Here is a 17,408-nt window from a genome sequence, read left to right as displayed (position 1 = left end):
GTCGTGGCACGGCCGTGAGCGCCAGGCAACGCATCGACCAGCAGCCGGGCTTCGTGCTGCACAGCTACCCGTACCGCGAGACCAGCCTGATCGTCGAGATCTTCAGCCGCGACCATGGCCGGCTGGGCCTGGTGGCCAAGGGCGCGCGGCGGCCGATGTCGCAGCTGCGCGGCGTGCTGATGGCCTTCCAGCCGCTCCTGATCGACTGGAGCGGCGGTGGCGAGATGAAGACCCTCGTCCGCGCCGAATGGCAGGGTGGTCAGCCGCTGCTCGGCGGCCAGGCGCTGCTGTGCGCCTATTACCTCAACGAGCTGCTGATGCGCCTGCTGCCGCGGGAAGATCCGCACCCGACCCTCTACCGGGCCTACGGCGACGCCCTGCGTGCGCTGGCGGCGGGGGAGGGGCAGGAGGTCATCCTGCGCCGCTTCGAGCTTGCCCTGCTGCAGGAGCTCGGCTACGGCCTGCAGCTGGATGCGGACGCCGACGGCGTGCCGGTCCGGCCCGAGGTACGCTACGCCTATATAATCGAGCGCGGCGCGGTGCCCCTCGACGAATACGGCATCGACGACGCGTCGGTGGTGGCCGGCCGGGTGCTCCTCGACATGGCCCGCGGCGACTTCCGCGAGCCCGAAACCCTGGCCGGCGCCAAGGCGCTGATGCGCCGGCTGATCCAGCATTACCTCGGCGGGCAGGTGCTCCAGTCCCGCCGTGTGTTCACCGAACTGTTTGCCTTTCCCGGAGATCCGTCTTGATCGAACTCGGCGTCAACATCGACCACGTTGCCACCCTGCGCCAGGCCCGGCGCACCTGGGAGCCCGATCCCGTGTGGGCCGCCGTCGAGGCTCACCTCGGCGGCGCCGACGGCATCACCGTGCACCTGCGCGAAGACCGCCGCCACATCCAGGACGCCGATGTCCGCAAGCTGCGTGATCTCACCCAGATCAAGCTCAACCTCGAAATGGCCGCCACCGACGAGATGGTCGGCATCGCCTGCGAGATCAGGCCCGAAATGGCGATGTTCGTGCCCGAGGGGCGCCACGAGGTCACCACCGAGGGCGGCCTCGACATCGTCGCCCAGGAGGTGCAGCTGAAGGACGCGGTGGCCCGCCTGGCCGACCGGGGCATCATCGTCAGCGTCTTCATCGACGCCGATGTCGCCCAGGTGGAGGCCGCGGCGCGCATCGGCGCCAAGGTCTGCGAGATCCACACCGGCCCCTACGCCCACGCCTTCCATGCCGCCGGCCGCGACGCCGAGAGCCCGGCGGTGCTGGCCGAGATCGCCAGGATCGCCGACGCGGGGGCCGCGGTGCGCAGCCTCGGCATGCGCTTCAACGCCGGCCACGCCCTCAACTACTACAACGTCCAGCCCATTGCCCGCCTCACCGGCATCCGCGAGCTGCACATCGGCCACTCCATCATCAGCCGGTCGGTGTTCACCGGCCTGCGCGAGGCCGTGCGCGAAATGAAGCGCCTGATGCGCGAGGGCGCCGAACGCGGCCTGCGGCCGTGATCCACGGCGTCGGCACCGACATCGTGCGGGTGGCGCGCCTCACCGAGGCGCTGGCCCGCCACGGCGCCCGCTTCGCCGAGCGCATCCTCGACGCCTCCGAGCGCGCAGCCTTCGCCGCCGCGCCCGACCCGGCCCGCCTGCTGGCCAAGCGCTTCGCCGCCAAGGAGGCCTTCGGCAAGGCCCTTGGCACCGGCGTCGCCGCGCCGGCCACGCTCCACGCGGTGCGCGTCGGCCATGACGCGCTGGGCAAGCCGCTGTTCGAATTTTCCCCGGCCCTCGCCGAGTACATGCGCGAGCGCGGGTTGCACGCCCATCTGAGCCTCTCCGACGAAACCGACTACGTCGTCGCCTTTGCCGTCATCGAAAAACCATGAAGCCATCCCATCGCCCCGCCGGTCCCGTCATGCTCGACGTGGTCGGCCACGAAGTCAGCGCCGAGGAGCGCGAGATCCTGCAGCACCCGCTGGTCGGCGGCGTGATCCTGTTTGCCCGCAACTACGCCGAGCCAGGCCAGCTGCGGGCGCTGACGGCGGCGATCCGGGCGGTGCGCCCGGGCCTGGTGATCTCGGTGGACCATGAAGGCGGCCGCGTGCAGCGCTTCCGCGAGGGTTTCACCCGGCTGCCGGCGATGCGCCGCTTCGGCGAGGCCTGGGGCGCCGATCCGGCTGCGGCTCGGGAGGCGGCCCGCAGCGCCGGCTTCGTGCTGGCCGCCGAGCTGCGCGCCCATGGCGTCGACCTCAGCTACGCGCCGGTGCTCGACCTCGATTACGGTGTGAGTTCGGTGATCGGCGACCGCGCCTTCCACCGCGATCCGCAGGTGGCCGCCGAGCTGGCCCGTGCCCTCGTCGCCGGCCTCCGCGAAGCGGGCATGGGCGCGGTGGGCAAGCACTTCCCCGGCCACGGCGCGGTGGAGGCCGACTCCCACGTGGCGATCCCGGTGGATGGCCGCGGCTTCGAGGCGGTGTGGGCCGAAGACGTGCAGCCCTTCCGCCTGCTGGCCGGCGAGCTGGCCGGCGTGATGCCCGCCCACGTGATCTTCGGAAAGATCGACCCGCGCCCGGCGGGCTTTTCGCCCTTCTGGCTGCAGGAGGTGCTGCGCGGGCGGCTCGGCTTCGGCGGGGTGATCTTCAGCGACGACCTGACCATGGAAGGGGCCAGCGTGGCCGGCGATATCGTCGCCCGGGCCGGCGCGGCCCACGCGGCCGGCTGCGACATGGTGCTGGTGTGCAACCGGCCCGATCTGGCGGTGCAGCTCCTCGACCGCTGGCATCCGACCCTGGCCGCCGGCAGCGCCGAGCGTATCGCCGCCCTGCGCCCGCGGGAGGGCAGCCTGCCCGCCGACCCGGCCACCCTTGACGGCTGGGCGCCCTACAGCCAGGCCCGCGACCGCGTGCTGGCCCTGGCCTGAGCGGGCCCGCCACGATGAGCTTCGACGCCAAGGCCTTCCTGCGCACGCTCACCGAGGAGCCCGGGGTCTATCGCATGATAGGCGAGGGCGAGGTGGTGCTCTACGTGGGCAAGGCCAAGAACCTCAAGCGGCGGGTGTCGTCGTATTTTCAGCGCACCCAGCTGTCGCCGCGCATCGCGATCATGGTGGGGCAGGTGGTGCGCGTGGACACCACCGCCACCCGCTCCGAAGCCGAGGCGCTGATCCTCGAGAACAACCTCATCAAGAGCCTCGGGCCCAAGTACAACATCCTGTTTCGGGACGACAAGTCCTACCCCTACATCGCCCTGTCGGGTGACGAGTTTCCGCAGATCTACTACCACCGGGGCGGCTTCCGCAAAGGCGTGCGCTACTTCGGGCCGTTCCCCAACTCGTGGGCGGTGCGGGACACCCTGCACCTGATGCAGAAGATCTTCCGCCTGCGCACCTGCGAGGACAGCACCTTCAGCAACCGCTCGCGGCCCTGCCTGCTGTACCAGATCCAGCGCTGCACCGGCCCCTGTGTCGGGATGATCGACAAGGAGGCCTACGCCGCCGACGTGCGTCTCGCCAGCCTGTTCCTCGGCGGGCGCCATGGCGACGTGGTGGACGATCTCTCGCGGCGCATGCAGGAGGCCTCCGACCGCCTGGCCTTCGAGCAGGCCGCCGCCTACCGTGACCAGATCCGCAACCTGCAGGCGGTGCTCCACAAGCAGTTCGTCGAGAGCGCCCGCGACGAGGACGTGGACGTGCTGGCGGCGGTGGAGCGGGGCGGGCTGGTGTGCGTCAATCTGGCGATGATCCGCAGCGGGCGCCATCTGGGTGACCGGCCGCTGTTTCCGGCCAACGCCCAGGGCTGCGCGCCCCTCGATGCGCTGGTGGCCTTCGTCGAGCAGCATTACCAGGATCATCCGTTGCCGGGGCGCATCCTCGTCAATCTCGACCCGGCGCCGGTGCGAGAAGCCCTCGAGGCGATCGTCGACGGCAAGGTGGTGGTCGTTGCCGCCCGCTACGAGAACGAGCGGGCCTGGATCGGGATGGCCGAAAACAACGCCGGCCTCGCCCTGCTGGCCCGCGAGCAGGAGTCGTCGCGGGGCGAGCTGCGCCTCGAGGCCCTGCGCGATGCGCTGCAGCTGGCCGACACGCCACGGCGCATCGAGTGCTTCGACATCTCCCACACGATGGGCGAGGCCACCGTGGCCTCCTGCGTGGTGTGGGACGGCAGCGCCATGAAGAAGTCCGAATACCGCCGCTACAACATCGCCGGCATCACCCCGGGCGACGATTACGCGGCGATGCGCCAGGCCCTCACCCGGCGCTACGAGAAGGTGGCCAGCGGTGAGGGCGTCCGGCCGGACCTCATCCTCATCGACGGCGGCAAGGGGCAGATGGGCGTCGCCCGCGAGGTGCTGGCCGAGCTCGGCCTCGACATCACCATGTTTGGCGTCGCCAAGGGGGAGAGCCGCAAGCCGGGCCTCGAGGAGCTGGTCTTCCCCGACGGTCGCGAGCCGGTGCACATGCGCCCCGACGCACCGGCCCTCCACCTCATCCAGGAGATCCGCGATGAGGCCCACCGTTTTGCGATCACCGGCCACCGCGCCCGGCGCGCCAAGGCCCGCAACACCTCCCGCCTCGAGGACATCCCCGGCGTCGGGCCGACGCGCCGTCGCAAGCTGCTGGCGGCCTTCGGCGGCCTCGACGGCGTGCGCGATGCCACGGTCGAAGACCTCTGCCGGGTGGATGGGATCAACCGGCACCTCGCAGAACAGATATACAATGCCCTGCGATAGCCGCAGTCAATGTCCCAATGCCCTTCAACATACCCAACTCCCTGACCTGGGCGCGCATCGCGCTGATCCCGTTCTTCGTCGGCATCTACTACCTGCCGCCCGACGTCATGTCGGCCGAGAACAAGAACCTGATCGCCACCCTTACCTTCATCGCCGCCGCGGTGACCGACTGGTTCGACGGCTACCTGGCCCGCAGCCTGGGGCAGACCTCGGCCTTCGGCGCCTTCCTCGACCCGGTGGCGGACAAGCTGATGGTAGCGGCGGCGCTCATCGTGCTGGTGCACCTCGGGCGGGTGGATTCCCTGATCGCGCTGGTGATCATCGGTCGCGAGATCACCATCTCGGCCCTGCGGGAGTGGATGGCCAAGGTCGGCGCCTCCGGCAGCGTCGCGGTGGCCTTCGTGGGCAAGCTCAAGACGGCGGCCCAGATGTCGGCGATCCCGCTGCTGCTGATCGAGTCGCCCGTGCTGGGCGTCGACAGCCTCAAGCTCGGCACCCTGCTGATCTACGTGGCGGCCGTGCTCACCCTGTGGTCGATGGGCTACTACATGCGCTGCGCCTGGCCCGAGCTGCAGAAACGCAGCCGATAAATTTCTGAGTGTTCGTGTTGACAAGCCTGTCTGGCTGTCTATAATGGCGGCTCTTTCAGCGGCAGTAGCTCAGTTGGTAGAGCGCAACCTTGCCAAGGTTGAGGTCGAGAGTTCGAGACTCTTCTGCCGCTCCAGGATTCTGGGATGAGCGTTGCTTGTTCCGTAAGATGCACGGCGCGATAGCAAAGCGGTTATGCACCGGATTGCAAATCCGTGTAGGTCGGTTCGACTCCGGCTCGCGCCTCCAGTTTGTGAAGTTTGATGCGGCAGTAGCTCAGTTGGTAGAGCGCAACCTTGCCAAGGTTGAGGTCGAGAGTTCGAGACTCTTCTGCCGCTCCAGGATTAACGGGGAAAACGATGATTCGTTTTCCCCGTTTTGTTTTGTCCGGCGCGCCGCCGCGCGCGGCTCTCCAGGGGCTGCTCCATGAAAGTCTCCTTTCCCTCCGTGCCTGTTGCCAATTGCGATGAGCGGTCTGGCGGCGAGCTGCCGTCGCTGGTCGTCGTGCACGCTATCAGCCTGCCGCCGGACCGGTTTGGCGGGGCGGGGGTCGAACAGCTGTTCACCAACCGCCTCGACCCTGCAGGGCACCCTTTCTACGCGACGATCCATCATCTGCGCGTCTCGGCGCATTACTTCATCCGCCGTGACGGCGAGCTGATCTGTTTCGTTCCCCCCGAGAAGCGGGCCTGGCACGCCGGTGTGTCGTCGTGGCGGGGCAGGGAGCGCTGCAACGACTTCTCCGTCGGGATCGAGCTGGAAGGCTGTGACAGCCTGCCCTTCGAGGGCGTCCAGTACGCCGTGCTGGCTGGGCTGCTGGTCGAGCTGTGTGCCCGCTTTCCGGTCGAGGGGGTGGTCGGCCATTCGGACATCGCGCCGGGGCGCAAGACCGATCCGGGGCCGTATTTTTCGTGGGGGCGTTTGCGGCAGCATCTGCGCGACCTGGGGGCAGCTCGGATTGCGGTTCTGGTCGAGCCCGGGGAGGGGGATGGCGGTGCCGACCCGGCGTATATGCGCTGGCCTTTTCCGCTCCAGGGGCGCCCGCTTTGAGGCGTCGGCAGGGTCCCTGAAACCCGCGCAGGCACTGGGATTTCCTTTTGTCCAGTGTCCCGGCGCCCTGTCGTGCCATCTTTCGATGTATGCAATGTGACTTGCTTCACGATCCCCCGGCAGGGCCGGGGATTGACAAAAGTGAATCGAATCAATACAATGCGTATTGTGTGCTGTGCAGCATGCATTTTTTTGTTAAACGTCAGCGCTGAAACCGTCGCATGACCGGGCGTCCCTCCCCGGTTACTGACCATCTCAAAGGTCTGGTTTTGGCGCTTTTTTTGGCACGCTGTCTGGTTGCGTCAGCGTGTTTGGATCAACCCCTGGCGACCTAGTCTTTCGAGTGCCTTCGGCTGAAGTCTGGCCGATGAGTTGAACCTGGCCCCGCTTCCCGGGGCTGTCGGGTGAAGCATCACGGATATCCTGCCTCCCTTTTTCTTCGGGTGGGTTTGCGTGCGCGTTCGACGGGCTGTGGCCACAGAAAGGAGAGCCATGTTCGCAACTCGTATCGCGAAGTACGCACGTCACGCGGCTTCATTCATGCTTCACTTCGCCCACGGCGGGCTTCTCGTCGCCGGGCTCATCGTCACCCTGTTCATTGCCTCGCGCATTGCCAATCACGGCGTTCAGGGTTTGTCCCTGGGTAGTTTCGGTGCGGCGGAGCCGTCCGTCAGCGCCATGGTCGATGACGAACCCGCCATCGAGCCGGTGGCCGAGGCCGCCGAGACGCCGGTCAAGCTGAGCCCCGACCTGCAGCGCGTGAAGGCCTATGTGGCCAAGCGCTACCAGGTGTCGGCGGTGGCCCTCGAGCCGCTCCTGGCGGCGGCCCAGCAGACCGGTCGCAGCGTGGGTGTCGATCCGCTCCTCCTCGTGGCCGTGATGGCCATCGAGTCCCGCTTCAACCCCTTCGCCGAGAGCCCGATGGGCGCCCAGGGGCTGATGCAGGTGATCCCCCGGTGGCATCCGGACAAGGTGGACGTCAAAGCCGACCGCAGCGCCATGTTCGACCCCAACACCAATATCCGCGTCGGCGCGCTGGTGCTCAAGGAATACATCCAGACCACCGGCTCGGTGGAGCGGGCCCTGCAGCAGTACAACGGCTCCAGCGATCCGGCGGCGCCCTACGCCAGCAAGGTCATGGCCGTGAAGGCCCAGCTCAGCCAGGCGGCCCGCAGCGGCGGCAAGTTCGTCGGCGCCTGAGCGCGGCGGGGCCTTCGGAGTCGGGGCAACCACCGGCTCCGGGGCGGCGGCGGGGCTGGCTGCAATCCCTGCCGCTGTGCCGCCCAGCCCGCCGATGCATCCTTCAGGCTGCCAGCCCGGCAGCCCGTTTTTTCAGATTTCAGGCCCGCGCGCCCTCAGCCGGCGCGCAGCACGCTGGCGATGCGTTCGGCGGCTTCGACGAGGCGCGCCTCCTCGGTCGTGTAGGCGATGCGCAGGTGGCGGTCTGGGGCGTTGTCGCCGAAGTCGATGCCGGGCGTCGTGGCCACGCCGGCATCCTCGATCAGGCGCCGCGCGAGGGTTTCGCTGTTGTCGGCCAGATCCGAGATGTCCGCGTACAGATAAAACGCGCCCTGCGGCTCCGTGGCGAAGCGGAAGCCGAGTTCGCGCAGCGCCGGCAGCAGCGTGTTGCGGCGCGCGGCGAAGGCGTGGCGGCGTTCCTCGAGGATCTCCAGGGTGGCTGGCGTGAAGGCCGCCAGGGCCGCATGCTGGGCTGGCGTGGACGGCGAGATGAAGAAGTGCTGGGCGAGCTTCTCGATCTGGCGCACGTAGGCCTGGGGCGCCACCACCCAGCCGAGTCGCCAGCCGGTCATGCCGAAGTACTTCGAGAAGCTGTTCACCACGAAGACGTCGTCGAGGCGGCTCAGGGCCGTGCTCGCATCGATGCCATAGTTGAGCCCCTGGTAGATCTCGTCCACGATCAGGATGCCGTCGCGGGCAGCCACCGTCTCTTGCAGCGCAACGATCTCGTCCAGGCTGAGCAGGGTGCCGGTGGGGTTGGCCGGTGAGGCCATCATCAGTCCGCGGGTGCGCGCCGTCCAGGCGTCGGCAACCTGGGCCGGGGTGGGCTGGAAGCGGGTCGAGGCATCCACCGGCAGGGCCCGTGCGACGCCTTCGAAGCTGCGCACCAGGTGCCGGTTCGAGGGATAGCCCGGGTCGGGCAGCAGCCATTCGTCGCCCGGGTCGGTGGTGACGGCCAGGGCCAGCATGAGGGCGCCCGAGGCGCCCGGGGTCACGATGATGCGCTCGGGGGCGACGTCGGCGCCGAAGCGGTCGTGGTAGAAGCGGGCGATGGCTTCGCGCAGGGCGGTGAGGCCCAGCGCCGGGGTGTAATGCACGTGGCCGCCGGCCAGAAAGTCGCGGGCCGCCTCGACGATGGTCGGCGGGGTGGGGAAGTCCGGCTCGCCGACTTCGAGGTGGATGATGTCGCGTCCGGCGGCTTCCAGCTGATGGGCGCGCTTCAGGATTTCCATTACGTGGAAGGGCTGGATGTCGGCCATCCGGCGGGCGATCTTGTTCATGGGGATTCCTCGATAAAAACAAAAAGCGCCGGTTGCCCGGCGCCTTTTCTGAGCCGCGGCAGCCTTCCGGCTGCCGACAACCAACTTACACCGACATGGCCAGCTCGAACAGCTCGCGCTTGAGCATGAACTGCTTGGGCAGGCGGTCCTGGAGTTTCTCGAACCACTCCTTGTGGCCAGCCAGCTCGGTCTTCCAGGCTTCGGCGTCGACCTGGGTGAGGGCTTCGAACTCTTCCTTGCTGACGTCGGAGCCGGTCCAGTCGATGTCTTCGTACTGGGGCATCCAGCCGAGGGCGTTTTCCTTGGCGTGGACACGGCCGCGGACGCGGTCGACGATCCACTTCAGGACGCGCATGTTCTCGCCGAAGCCCGGCCACATGAACTCACCCTTCTCGTTCATGCGGAACCAGTTGACGCAGAAGATACCGGGGGCCTGGTCGACGGTGTGACCCATCTTCAGCCAGTGGTTGAAGTAGTCGCCCATGTGGTAGCCGCAGAAGGGCAGCATCGCGAACGGGTCGCGACGCACCACGCCCTGGGCGCCGAAGGCGGCCGCGGTGGTCTCGGAGCCGAGGGTGGCGGCCATGTAGACGCCGTAGTTCCAGTTGAAGGCCTGGTACACCAGCGGCACGGTGGTTGCGCGACGGCCGCCGAAGATGAAGGCGGAGATCGGCACGCCGGCGGGGTCTTCCCAGGCCGGGTCGATGGACGGGCACTGGCTGGCCGGGGCGGTGAAGCGGGAGTTCGGGTGGGCCGCCTTGCGGCCGGTTTCCTTGGCGATCTCCGGGGTCCAGTCCTTGCCCTGCCAGTCGATCAGGTGGGCCGGGGCTTCCTTGGTCAGGCCTTCCCACCACACGTCGCCGTCGTCGGTGAGTGCGACGTTGGTGAAGATGATGTTCTCTTTGAGGGTGGCCAGGGCGTTGTAGTTGGTCTTCTCGGAGGTGCCGGGGGCGACGCCGAAGAAGCCGGCTTCCGGGTTGATCGCGTAGAAGCGGGTGGTGCCGTCGGCATCCTTGCGGGGTTTGATCCAGGCGATGTCGTCACCGACGGTGGAGATCTTCCAGCCGTTGAAGGAGGTCGGCGGGATCAGCATCGCGAAGTTGGTCTTGCCGCAGGCGGACGGGAAGGCGGCGGCCACGTAGGTCTTCTCGCCTTCGGGGCTCTCGACGCCGAGGATCAGCATGTGCTCGGCCAGCCAGCCTTCGTCGCGGGCCATGTTGGAGGCGATGCGCAGCGCGAAGCACTTCTTGCCGAGCAGCGCGTTGCCGCCGTAGCCGGAGCCGTAGGACCAGATCTCGCGGGTCTCGGGGTAGTGGACGATGTACTTGGTGGTCGGGTTGCACGGCCAGGAGGAGTCCTTCTCGCCATGGCCGAGCGGAGCGCCGACGGTGTGCACGCAGGGCACGAACTCGCCGTCGGTGCCGAGCACGTCGTAGACGGCCTTGCCCATGCGGGTCATGGTGCGCATGCTGACGACCACGTAGGGGCTGTCGGAGATCTCGACGCCGATGTGGGCGATCGGGGAGCCGAGCGGGCCCATCGAGAACGGGATGACGTAGAGGGTGCGACCGTGCATGCAGCCCTTGAACAGACCGTTCAGGGTTTCACGCATCTTGACCGGGTCTTCCCAGTTGTTGGTCGGGCCGGCGTCGTCCTTGTTGACGGAGCAGATGTAGGTGCGGTCTTCGACGCGGGCGACGTCGGAGGGGTCGGAGCAGGCAAGGTAGGAGTTCTTGCGCTTTTCCGGGTTCAGCTTGATGAGCATGCCGGCCTCGACCATCTCGGCGCACAGGCGGTCATACTCTTCCTGGGAGCCATCGCACCAGACGACTCGATCGGGCTCGGTGAGCGCGGCGATTTCACCGACCCACTGCTTGAGTTTTTCGTTCTTGACGTAGGCGGGCGCGGCAGCGATCGCGGCTTGAGCAATGCTTTGGGACATCTAACGATTCTCCAACGTTACGGATGCGTGAGTGCACTTTGCCGGAGGGGGAGATACCGGCGTGGTCTTCGCGTCTTCTGGCCAAGGGCGCGCGGCGCGTTATTATTGTCGTCAATCGGGATTAACCCGTAAGAACGTAGCTGTTTATTATGCCACGCTTCAGGCCCGGAAGTAATTCAGACGTCACGCGTGAACTGCTGTGGATGTCACGAATTGCGTCCGATATTACGGGCCTGCAGCATGTGGTCATTCGAACGGAACAACAAACCAAGAGGGAGAAACCATGGACGAACGTATCCGCCAGGCCGCACTGGAGTACCACCGCCTGCCCAGGCCGGGGAAGATCTCCGTCACGCCGACCAAGGCGCTGACCAACCAGCAGGATCTGTCGCTGGCCTATTCGCCGGGCGTGGCGGCGGCCTGCGACGCCATCGTCGAAGACCCGGCCGAGGCGGCCAACCTTACCTCGCGCAGCAACCTGATCGGCGTCGTCACCAACGGCACCGCGGTGCTCGGCCTCGGCAACATCGGGCCGCTGGCGGCCAAGCCGGTGATGGAAGGCAAGGCCGTGCTGTTCAAGAAGTTCGCCGGCATCGACGTGTTCGACCTGGAGATCGACGAGCCCGACGCCGACAAGCTGATCGACATGATTGCGGCCCTGGAGCCCACCTTCGGCGGCATCAACCTCGAGGACATCAAGGCGCCTGAGTGCTTCTACATCGAGAAGAAGCTCCGCGAGCGCATGAAGATCCCGGTCTTCCACGACGACCAGCACGGCACCGCGATCGTGGTCGGCGCGGCGATCCTCAACGGCCTGCACCTGCTCGGCAAGGACCTCGCCAAGGTCAAGCTGGTGACCTCCGGCGCCGGCGCGGCGGCGCTGGCCTGCCTCGACCTGCTGGTGATGCTGGGCGTGCCGGTCGAGAACATCTGGGTGACGGACATCGAGGGCGTCGTCTTCGAGGGCCGCACCAAGCTGATGGACCCGATCAAGGGCCGCTACGCCAAGGTCACCGACGCGCGCACCCTCGGCGAGGTGATCGAGGGGGCCGACGTCTTCCTGGGCCTCTCCGCCGGCGGCGTGCTGAAGCCCGAGATGGTCGCGAAGATGGCGCCGCGGCCGCTCATCATGGCGCTGGCCAACCCGACCCCCGAGATCCTGCCCGAGGAAGTCCGCAAGGTGCGCGACGACGCGCTGATGGCCACCGGCCGTTCGGACTACCCGAACCAGGTGAACAACGTCCTGTGCTTCCCCTTCATCTTCCGCGGCGCCCTCGACGTGGGCGCCACGACGATCACCGACCAGATGAAGCTGGCGGCGGTCAAGGCGATCGCCGAGCTGGCCCGCGCCGAGGCCTCCGACATCGTGGTGGCGGCCTACGGCGAGAACGTCGCCGGCTTCGGCCCCGAGTACATCATCCCCAAGCCCTTCGACCCGCGCCTGATCGTCAAGATCGCCCCCGAGGTGGCCCGCGCGGCCATCGAGTCGGGCGTCGCGACGCGGCCGATCTCCGATTTCGAGGCCTACCGGCAGCAGCTCAACAACTTCGTGTGGCATTCGGGCCTGGTGATGAAGCCGGTGTTCCAGGCCGCCAAGCGGGCGCCCAAGCGCATCATCTTCTCGGAGGGTGAATCCGAGCGCGTGCTGCGCGCGGTGCAGACGGTGGTGGATGAGGGCGTGTGCCGCCCGATCCTGATCGGCCGGCCGGAGGTGATGGTCGACAACATCGAACGCTTCGGCCTGCGCCTGCGCCCGGAGCTGGACTTCGAGATGGTCAACCCGGACGCCGATCCGCGCTACGAGCAGCTGTGGACCCACTACCACTCGCTGATGGAGCGCAAGGGCGTGTCGGTGGACTACGCCCGGCGCGAGGTGCGCCGCCGCGCGACCCTGTTCGGCTCGCTGCTGGTCAAGTTCGGCTACGCCGACGGGATGATCTGCGGCACCTACGGCATGCACGGGCTGCACCTCAAGTTCATCGAGACGGTGCTCGGCCGCCAGAAGGGGGTGCGCAACTGCTACACCATGAACCTGCTGGCGCTTCCGGGCCGCACGGTCTTCCTGTGCGACACCTACGTGAACTACGACCCGACCCCCGAGCAGGTGGTCGAGATGACCCGCCTGGCCGCCGACGAGGTCCGCCGCTTCGGCATCCAGCCGCGCATCGCGCTGCTGTCCCACTCCAGCTTCGGCACCGACAACTCGCCCACCGCCGAGAAGATGCGCAAGGCCCTGGTGATGCTCCACAACGAGCACCCCGAGCTCGACGTCGAAGGCGAGATGCACGGTGACGCGGCCCTCGACGCCGGCATCCGCAACCAGGTCTTCCCCAACGCCCGGATGCGCGAGGACGCCAACCTGCTGATCTTCCCGACCCTCGACGCGGCCAACATCGCCTTCAACCTCCTCAAGACGGCGGCCGGCGACGGCATGACGATCGGCCCCATCCTGCTCGGGGCGGGCAAGCCGGTGCATATCCTCACGCCGACGGCAACCGTCCGGCGTATCGTCAACATGACCGCCCTGACGGTCGTCGAGGCGGGGCGCTGAAACGTCAATCCGTGCATTGCGCGCCGGCCGCCGCTATCCTTCAGGCATGGGCGGCGGACCGGAGGTGTGATGACGGAAGACAAGACGGCCCTCGTGCTGACCGGGGGCGGAGCGCGCGCGGCCTATCAGGTCGGCGTGCTGCTGGCGATCCGGGAGGTGTGGGGAAAGCGGCCCGGCAACCCTTTCCCCATCCTCTGCGGAACTTCCGCCGGGGCGATCAACGCGGTCGCGCTGGCGGTGTTCGCCGCGGATTTCGATGCCGGGGTGCGCCGGCTGGCCCACATCTGGCGCAACTTCCATGTCGGCCAGATCTACCGCGCCGACACCCTGGCCATCGCCGGGTCGGCGCTGCGCTGGGGGTCGGCGATCTTCCTGGGCTGGCTGGTCCGCCAGTCGCCGCGCTCGCTCCTCGACAACGCCCCGCTGCGGGCCCTGCTCACGGAGCACCTGGATTTCTCGGCGATCGGCAGGGCCGTCGCCGGCGGCCACCTGGAGGCCGTGACGGTCACCGCCTCGGGCTACACCTCCGGCGAGAGCCTGTCGTTCTTCCAGGGGCGGGAAGATCTTCAGCCCTGGCGGCGGGCCCAGCGCATCGGGGTGCGCGCCGAACTGCAGGTGGACCACCTGATGGCCTCCAGCGCCATCCCCTTCGTGTTTCCGGCGGTACGCATCAACCGCGAGTATTTCGGCGACGGGTCGATGCGGCAGCTGGCCCCCATCAGCCCGGTGATCCACCTGGGCGCGCAGCGCATCCTGGTGATCGCCGGCGGGCGCCGCTCCGAGGAGGCGCGCCAGCGCGCCGACGCCTATCCGTCGCCGGCCCAGGTGGCGGGCCACGCATGTCGAGCATCTTCCTCGACGGGCTGTCCACCGACCTCGAGCGCCTGGAGCGCATCAACGCCACCGTCACGGCGATCCCGCCAGAGCTGCGGCGGGCCGCCGGCATCCCCCTCAAGCCCCTCGACATCCTGGTGATTGCACCGTCCCAGCGCCTGGATTATCTTGCCGCCCGCCACCGGAATGCCCTGCCGAAGGCCCTGCGCCTGGCCCTGAGCGGGATTGGTGCAACGCGGAAGAACGGCTCGGTGCTGCTCTCCTACCTGCTCTTCGAGACCGGCTACACCCGTGCGCTGATCGAGCTCGGCTACCGCGACGCGATGAGCCGCCGCGACGATCTCGCCCGCTTCCTGCGGGTCGGGCAGGCGTGACGGCCGGGGGCCGGTGAGGCGTCCTGCACCAATTCGGGCAACGCAAAAAAATCATTCACAAGATGCTTCAAAAATTTAAAATAAAGCCTTATTTTGAATGAGAAGTCTGCCGCCGCGGCTTCCCGCCACGCCGGAGGCCTGCGGAGCCGTCCCCCGTGAGGGGGTCCCGTTTCGCAGGCAAGGCTGATTACGGTTTCCTGTTTGTTTTCTGTTTCACCCCGGAAGAATCCTTCTTCCCGCAACGAAGTACTTGAAAGACGATGAAAATCCGTAAATCCCTGATGACCCTGCTGGGCGTGTTCGCGCTGACCCATCTGGCGCCCGCCGATGTTTTTGCTGCGTCGCAGCAAAAGGCATCCAAGAAGGTCTCGGTTGCCAAGGAGAGTCCGGCCCGCACGGCGAAGGCCGAGAAGGTCGCCAAGGCGGCCAAGGTCGTCGCGGTGCGCCCGACCAAGCCGATCAAGTTCGCCCGCGCCGAGGCCCGCCAGGCCCGCCGCGCGCAACTGGCTCAGGCCGCCTCCGTCGCCCCGCGCAGCGCCCCGGTGGGTGCGCCCGACGTGGACAACGAAGGCAATCCGCTGCTCCACTCCGCCGCCTTCATGATCGCCGACCAGGCCACCGGCTCGGTGCTGCTCGAGAAGAACTCCGACGCCGTCCTGCCGATCGCCTCCATCACCAAGCTGATGACCGCGATGGTGGTCCTCGACGCGCGGCTGAGCCTGAGCGAAGTGCTGGTGGTGGCCAACGAAGACGTGGACACCCTGCGCAACAGCAGCTCCCACGTGCCGGTGGGCACCGAACTCACCCGCGAGGACATGCTGCGCCTGGCCCTGATGTCGTCAGAGAACCGCGCCGCCTCGGCCCTCGGGCGCAACTACCCCGGCGGCCTGCCGGCCTTCGTCGCCGCGATGAACCGCAAGGCGGCGGCCCTCGGCCTGCGCGACACCCGCTTCTCCGACAGCACCGGCCTCAACTCGGCCAACGTGTCCAGCGCCCGCGATCTGGTGCGGATGGTCTCCGCGGCCTCCCGCTACCCGCTGATCCGCGAGTTCTCGACGACCGCCAACTACCCGGTGTCCCTCAACGGGCGGATGCGCCAGTTCAACAACACCAACGCCCTGGTGAGCAGCCCCGACTGGCAGATCGGCGTCTCCAAGACCGGTTTCATCAACGAGTCGGGCAAGTGCCTGGTGATGCAGGCCTGGCTGCTCAACAAGCCGATGATCATCGTGCTGCTCGATTCCTTCGGCCGCTTCACCCGGGTGGCCGATGCCCAGCGCGTGAAGCGCTGGCTGGAGAGCGCGGCGATGCAGCAGAAGATCGCCGGTGCCGTACGCACCCCGTCCACCTGAGCCTGCCGGCTCCGGCAAGCAAAAGGGCGCCTCCCGGGCGCCTTTTTTGCGTGCGCCCAGCATGGGCGCACTCCTGCGGGTGCAAGTCCCACCGTAAGTGGATCACAGCGCACGAAGTGAAGCGCAACTGCGTGAGGGTGACCGAGCGTGGGGAGGACGCGCAGAGCATAAGCTGCGAGCCGATGGACAAGAACCGGATAGAAGGCGCTGCCGAGCAGGGCGAGCGGGCACGCAACCGCGAAGCGCTCGTGATCAAGGCGACGCGGCGTAGATCCGGCGGTTGTGCCGCGAAGGAGTGCGTTCTTACCTGGGGAGATCTCGCCTTGCGCCTGAAAGGGCGACGGAGCTGAACCGGAGCGAGAGGTCAGCAGAGGTCGTAGTACTCGGAAGCGGGACCGGTGAGGTCGAAGGCCGACGAGGAAGGGCCGAACGAGTAGGAGGGCCGAAGGCCATGTCGCTCGGACGTGCAGAGCATCAGAAGCCCGGTGAGCCGGGGCGAAACGCGGGAGGGCGAAGTGAAGCCGCGCCGGAAGCGGTGCACGATGAAGCACGGACGGTGCGGCATGAAACCGCAAGCCCAGGGCGAGACGACCTGCTTGCGCAGGCGCTCGCGAGCGCGAACATGGGGGCGGCGTGGAAACGCGTCAAATCCAATCGTGGCAGTGCTGGAGTGGATGGATTGTCGATTGCCGAGACGGCGGACGAGCTGAGCGCGCACTGGCCCCGGATTCGGGCGTCTTGACTGGATGGCAGCTACCGGCCCGCGCCGGTGCGCCGCGTCCAGATCCCGCAGCCTGACGGGGGCGTGCGTGAGCTGGGGATCCCGACGGTGACGGATCGGCTGATCCAGCAAGCCCTGCTGCAAGTCTTGCAGCCCAGAATTGACCCGACGTTCTCCGAACACCGTTATGGCTTCCGACCGGGACGCCGTGCGCACGACGCGTTGCTCGAAGCACAGCGCTACGTACAGGATGGCACCCGGGTGGTGGTCGATGTGGATCTGGAGAAATTCTTCGACCGGGTCAATCACGACATCCTGATGGCCCGGCTGGCGAGGCGAATCGACGACAAGGCCGTGCTGCGGCGGATCCGTCGCGACCTCGTGGCGGGGATCATGGATGGCGGTGTGGTCATGGAGCGGTACGAAGGCACGCCGCAAGGCGGGCGACCGGGTGCTGGCGGGCCTGACGAAGCGCTATGACCGACTCCACCTGAAAATCGGCGGTTGCCGCGGCCTCGAGCCGGAAGTTCCTGGGCTATACTCTCTGGTATGGTCCAGGCGGTCAGGTCCGGTGCAAGGTTGCCGACAAAGCCAAAGCGACCTTCAAGCAACGCCTCCGGGAAATGACGAGACGTTCGGGTGGGCGCAGCCTGCCGGAGTTCGTTGAACGATTGCGGACTTGCCTGCCGGGCTGGAAGGGCTCCTTCCAACTTGCGCAGACGCCCAAGGTGTTTTGCGAGCTCGATGAGTG

The 17,408-nt window shown here is 67.4% G+C and carries 14 protein-coding genes, 3 tRNA genes and 1 pseudogene; 16 read left to right on the top strand and 2 right to left on the bottom strand.

Annotation, left to right across the window (positions count from 1 at the left end; translation table 11 throughout):
• Nucleotides 1-14: 14 nt before the first annotated feature.
• The 11 genes from recO to ACE3OU_RS01855 all read left to right on the top strand — a co-directional run bounded on the left by recO (nt 15) and on the right by ACE3OU_RS01855 (nt 7,564).
• The gene (gene recO / locus ACE3OU_RS01905) at nt 15-752 is read left to right on the top strand and encodes a DNA repair protein RecO (RefSeq protein ID WP_374239841.1); all 738 of its coding nucleotides are present in this window, start codon (nt 15-17) and stop codon (nt 750-752) included.
• Nucleotides 749-1,510: a pyridoxine 5'-phosphate synthase gene (locus tag ACE3OU_RS01900; protein ID WP_374239840.1), complete on the top strand. Its 762-nt coding sequence runs from the start codon at nt 749-751 to the stop codon at nt 1,508-1,510. The genes recO and ACE3OU_RS01900 overlap by 4 nt, the downstream gene beginning before the upstream one ends.
• Nucleotides 1,507-1,884 (top strand): holo-ACP synthase, encoded by a 378-nt coding sequence (acpS, locus tag ACE3OU_RS01895; RefSeq protein WP_374239839.1) that lies wholly within the window; start codon nt 1,507-1,509, stop codon nt 1,882-1,884. Before ACE3OU_RS01900 ends, acpS begins: the two co-directional genes overlap by 4 nt.
• A complete protein-coding gene (gene nagZ / locus ACE3OU_RS01890) occupies nt 1,881-2,918 on the top strand; it encodes a beta-N-acetylhexosaminidase (RefSeq protein ID WP_374239838.1) in 1,038 nt (345 codons plus the stop codon). Before acpS ends, nagZ begins: the two co-directional genes overlap by 4 nt.
• Nucleotides 2,919-2,932: 14 nt before the next feature.
• Nucleotides 2,933-4,726, top strand: a complete 1,794-nt coding sequence (gene uvrC, locus ACE3OU_RS01885; protein WP_374239837.1) for an excinuclease ABC subunit UvrC — start codon at nt 2,933-2,935, stop codon at nt 4,724-4,726.
• Nucleotides 4,727-4,743: 17 nt separating this feature from the next.
• Nucleotides 4,744-5,316, top strand: coding sequence for a CDP-diacylglycerol--glycerol-3-phosphate 3-phosphatidyltransferase (pgsA, locus tag ACE3OU_RS01880; RefSeq protein ID WP_374239836.1), 573 nt, complete (start codon nt 4,744-4,746; stop codon nt 5,314-5,316).
• A gap of 58 nt (nt 5,317-5,374) precedes the next feature.
• Nucleotides 5,375-5,450: transfer RNA gene (locus ACE3OU_RS01875), tRNA-Gly, on the top strand.
• Nucleotides 5,451-5,489: 39 nt separating this feature from the next.
• Nucleotides 5,490-5,563: transfer RNA gene (locus ACE3OU_RS01870), tRNA-Cys, on the top strand.
• Between the two features lie 16 nt (nt 5,564-5,579).
• Nucleotides 5,580-5,655, top strand: a tRNA-Gly gene (locus ACE3OU_RS01865).
• 85 nt (nt 5,656-5,740) lie between these two features.
• Complete coding sequence (gene ampD, locus ACE3OU_RS01860) at nt 5,741-6,364, top strand: 1,6-anhydro-N-acetylmuramyl-L-alanine amidase AmpD (RefSeq protein WP_374239835.1); 624 nt, start codon at nt 5,741-5,743, stop codon at nt 6,362-6,364.
• 540 nt (nt 6,365-6,904) lie between these two features.
• The gene (locus ACE3OU_RS01855) at nt 6,905-7,564 is read left to right on the top strand and encodes a transglycosylase SLT domain-containing protein (protein WP_374239834.1); all 660 of its coding nucleotides are present in this window, start codon (nt 6,905-6,907) and stop codon (nt 7,562-7,564) included.
• A gap of 155 nt (nt 7,565-7,719) precedes the next feature.
• Here ACE3OU_RS01855 and ACE3OU_RS01850 read toward each other — a convergent pair whose 3' ends face one another.
• Together ACE3OU_RS01850 and ACE3OU_RS01845 are read right to left on the bottom strand one after the other, a co-directional pair.
• On the bottom strand, nt 7,720-8,883 hold the full coding sequence (locus tag ACE3OU_RS01850) for a pyridoxal phosphate-dependent aminotransferase (RefSeq protein ID WP_374239833.1): 1,164 nt from the start codon (nt 8,881-8,883) through the stop codon (nt 7,720-7,722).
• Nucleotides 8,884-8,968: 85 nt separating this feature from the next.
• On the bottom strand, nt 8,969-10,825 hold the full coding sequence (locus ACE3OU_RS01845) for a phosphoenolpyruvate carboxykinase (GTP) (RefSeq protein WP_374239832.1): 1,857 nt from the start codon (nt 10,823-10,825) through the stop codon (nt 8,969-8,971).
• 283 nt (nt 10,826-11,108) lie between these two features.
• On the opposite strand from ACE3OU_RS01845, the gene ACE3OU_RS01840 reads away from it, so the two are divergent.
• The 5 genes and pseudogenes from ACE3OU_RS01840 to ACE3OU_RS01820 all read left to right on the top strand — a co-directional run.
• Entirely contained in the window at nt 11,109-13,376 is a 2,268-nt protein-coding gene (locus ACE3OU_RS01840) for an NADP-dependent malic enzyme (RefSeq protein WP_374239831.1), read from the top strand.
• A gap of 69 nt (nt 13,377-13,445) precedes the next feature.
• Nucleotides 13,446-14,584: pseudogene (locus ACE3OU_RS01835) on the top strand (patatin-like phospholipase family protein).
• A gap of 260 nt (nt 14,585-14,844) precedes the next feature.
• Complete coding sequence (gene pbpG, locus ACE3OU_RS01830) at nt 14,845-15,936, top strand: D-alanyl-D-alanine endopeptidase (RefSeq protein WP_374239830.1); 1,092 nt, start codon at nt 14,845-14,847, stop codon at nt 15,934-15,936.
• A gap of 769 nt (nt 15,937-16,705) precedes the next feature.
• Nucleotides 16,706-17,137 (top strand): reverse transcriptase domain-containing protein, encoded by a 432-nt coding sequence (locus ACE3OU_RS01825; RefSeq protein ID WP_374239829.1) that lies wholly within the window; start codon nt 16,706-16,708, stop codon nt 17,135-17,137.
• A 143-nt stretch (nt 17,138-17,280) separates the two neighbouring features.
• Nucleotides 17,281-17,408 (top strand): group II intron maturase-specific domain-containing protein (locus ACE3OU_RS01820; protein ID WP_374240090.1); only part of this gene is annotated, 128 nt, incomplete at its 3' end.

This window comes from Zoogloea sp. (assembly GCF_041908905.1).
Classification (GTDB): Bacteria; Pseudomonadota; Gammaproteobacteria; order Burkholderiales; family Rhodocyclaceae; genus Zoogloea.
This window is presented reverse-complemented; position numbering and strand designations above follow the sequence as displayed.

Excerpts from the sequence above, each read along its gene's own strand:
- pbpG (WP_374239830.1), top strand. The coding sequence starts at position 14,845 with ATGAAAATCCGTAAATCCCTGATGACCCTGCTGGGCGTGTTCGCGCTG.
- ACE3OU_RS01855 (WP_374239834.1), top strand. The coding sequence starts at position 6,905 with ATGCTTCACTTCGCCCACGGCGGGCTTCTCGTCGCCGGGCTCATCGTC.
- uvrC (WP_374239837.1), top strand. The coding sequence starts at position 2,933 with ATGAGCTTCGACGCCAAGGCCTTCCTGCGCACGCTCACCGAGGAGCCC.
- nagZ (WP_374239838.1), top strand. The coding sequence starts at position 1,881 with ATGAAGCCATCCCATCGCCCCGCCGGTCCCGTCATGCTCGACGTGGTC.
- ACE3OU_RS01845 (WP_374239832.1), bottom strand. The coding sequence starts at position 10,825 with ATGTCCCAAAGCATTGCTCAAGCCGCGATCGCTGCCGCGCCCGCCTAC.
- ACE3OU_RS01840 (WP_374239831.1), top strand. The coding sequence starts at position 11,109 with ATGGACGAACGTATCCGCCAGGCCGCACTGGAGTACCACCGCCTGCCC.
- pgsA (WP_374239836.1), top strand. The coding sequence starts at position 4,744 with ATGCCCTTCAACATACCCAACTCCCTGACCTGGGCGCGCATCGCGCTG.
- ACE3OU_RS01850 (WP_374239833.1), bottom strand. The coding sequence starts at position 8,883 with ATGAACAAGATCGCCCGCCGGATGGCCGACATCCAGCCCTTCCACGTA.
- ampD (WP_374239835.1), top strand. The coding sequence starts at position 5,741 with ATGAAAGTCTCCTTTCCCTCCGTGCCTGTTGCCAATTGCGATGAGCGG.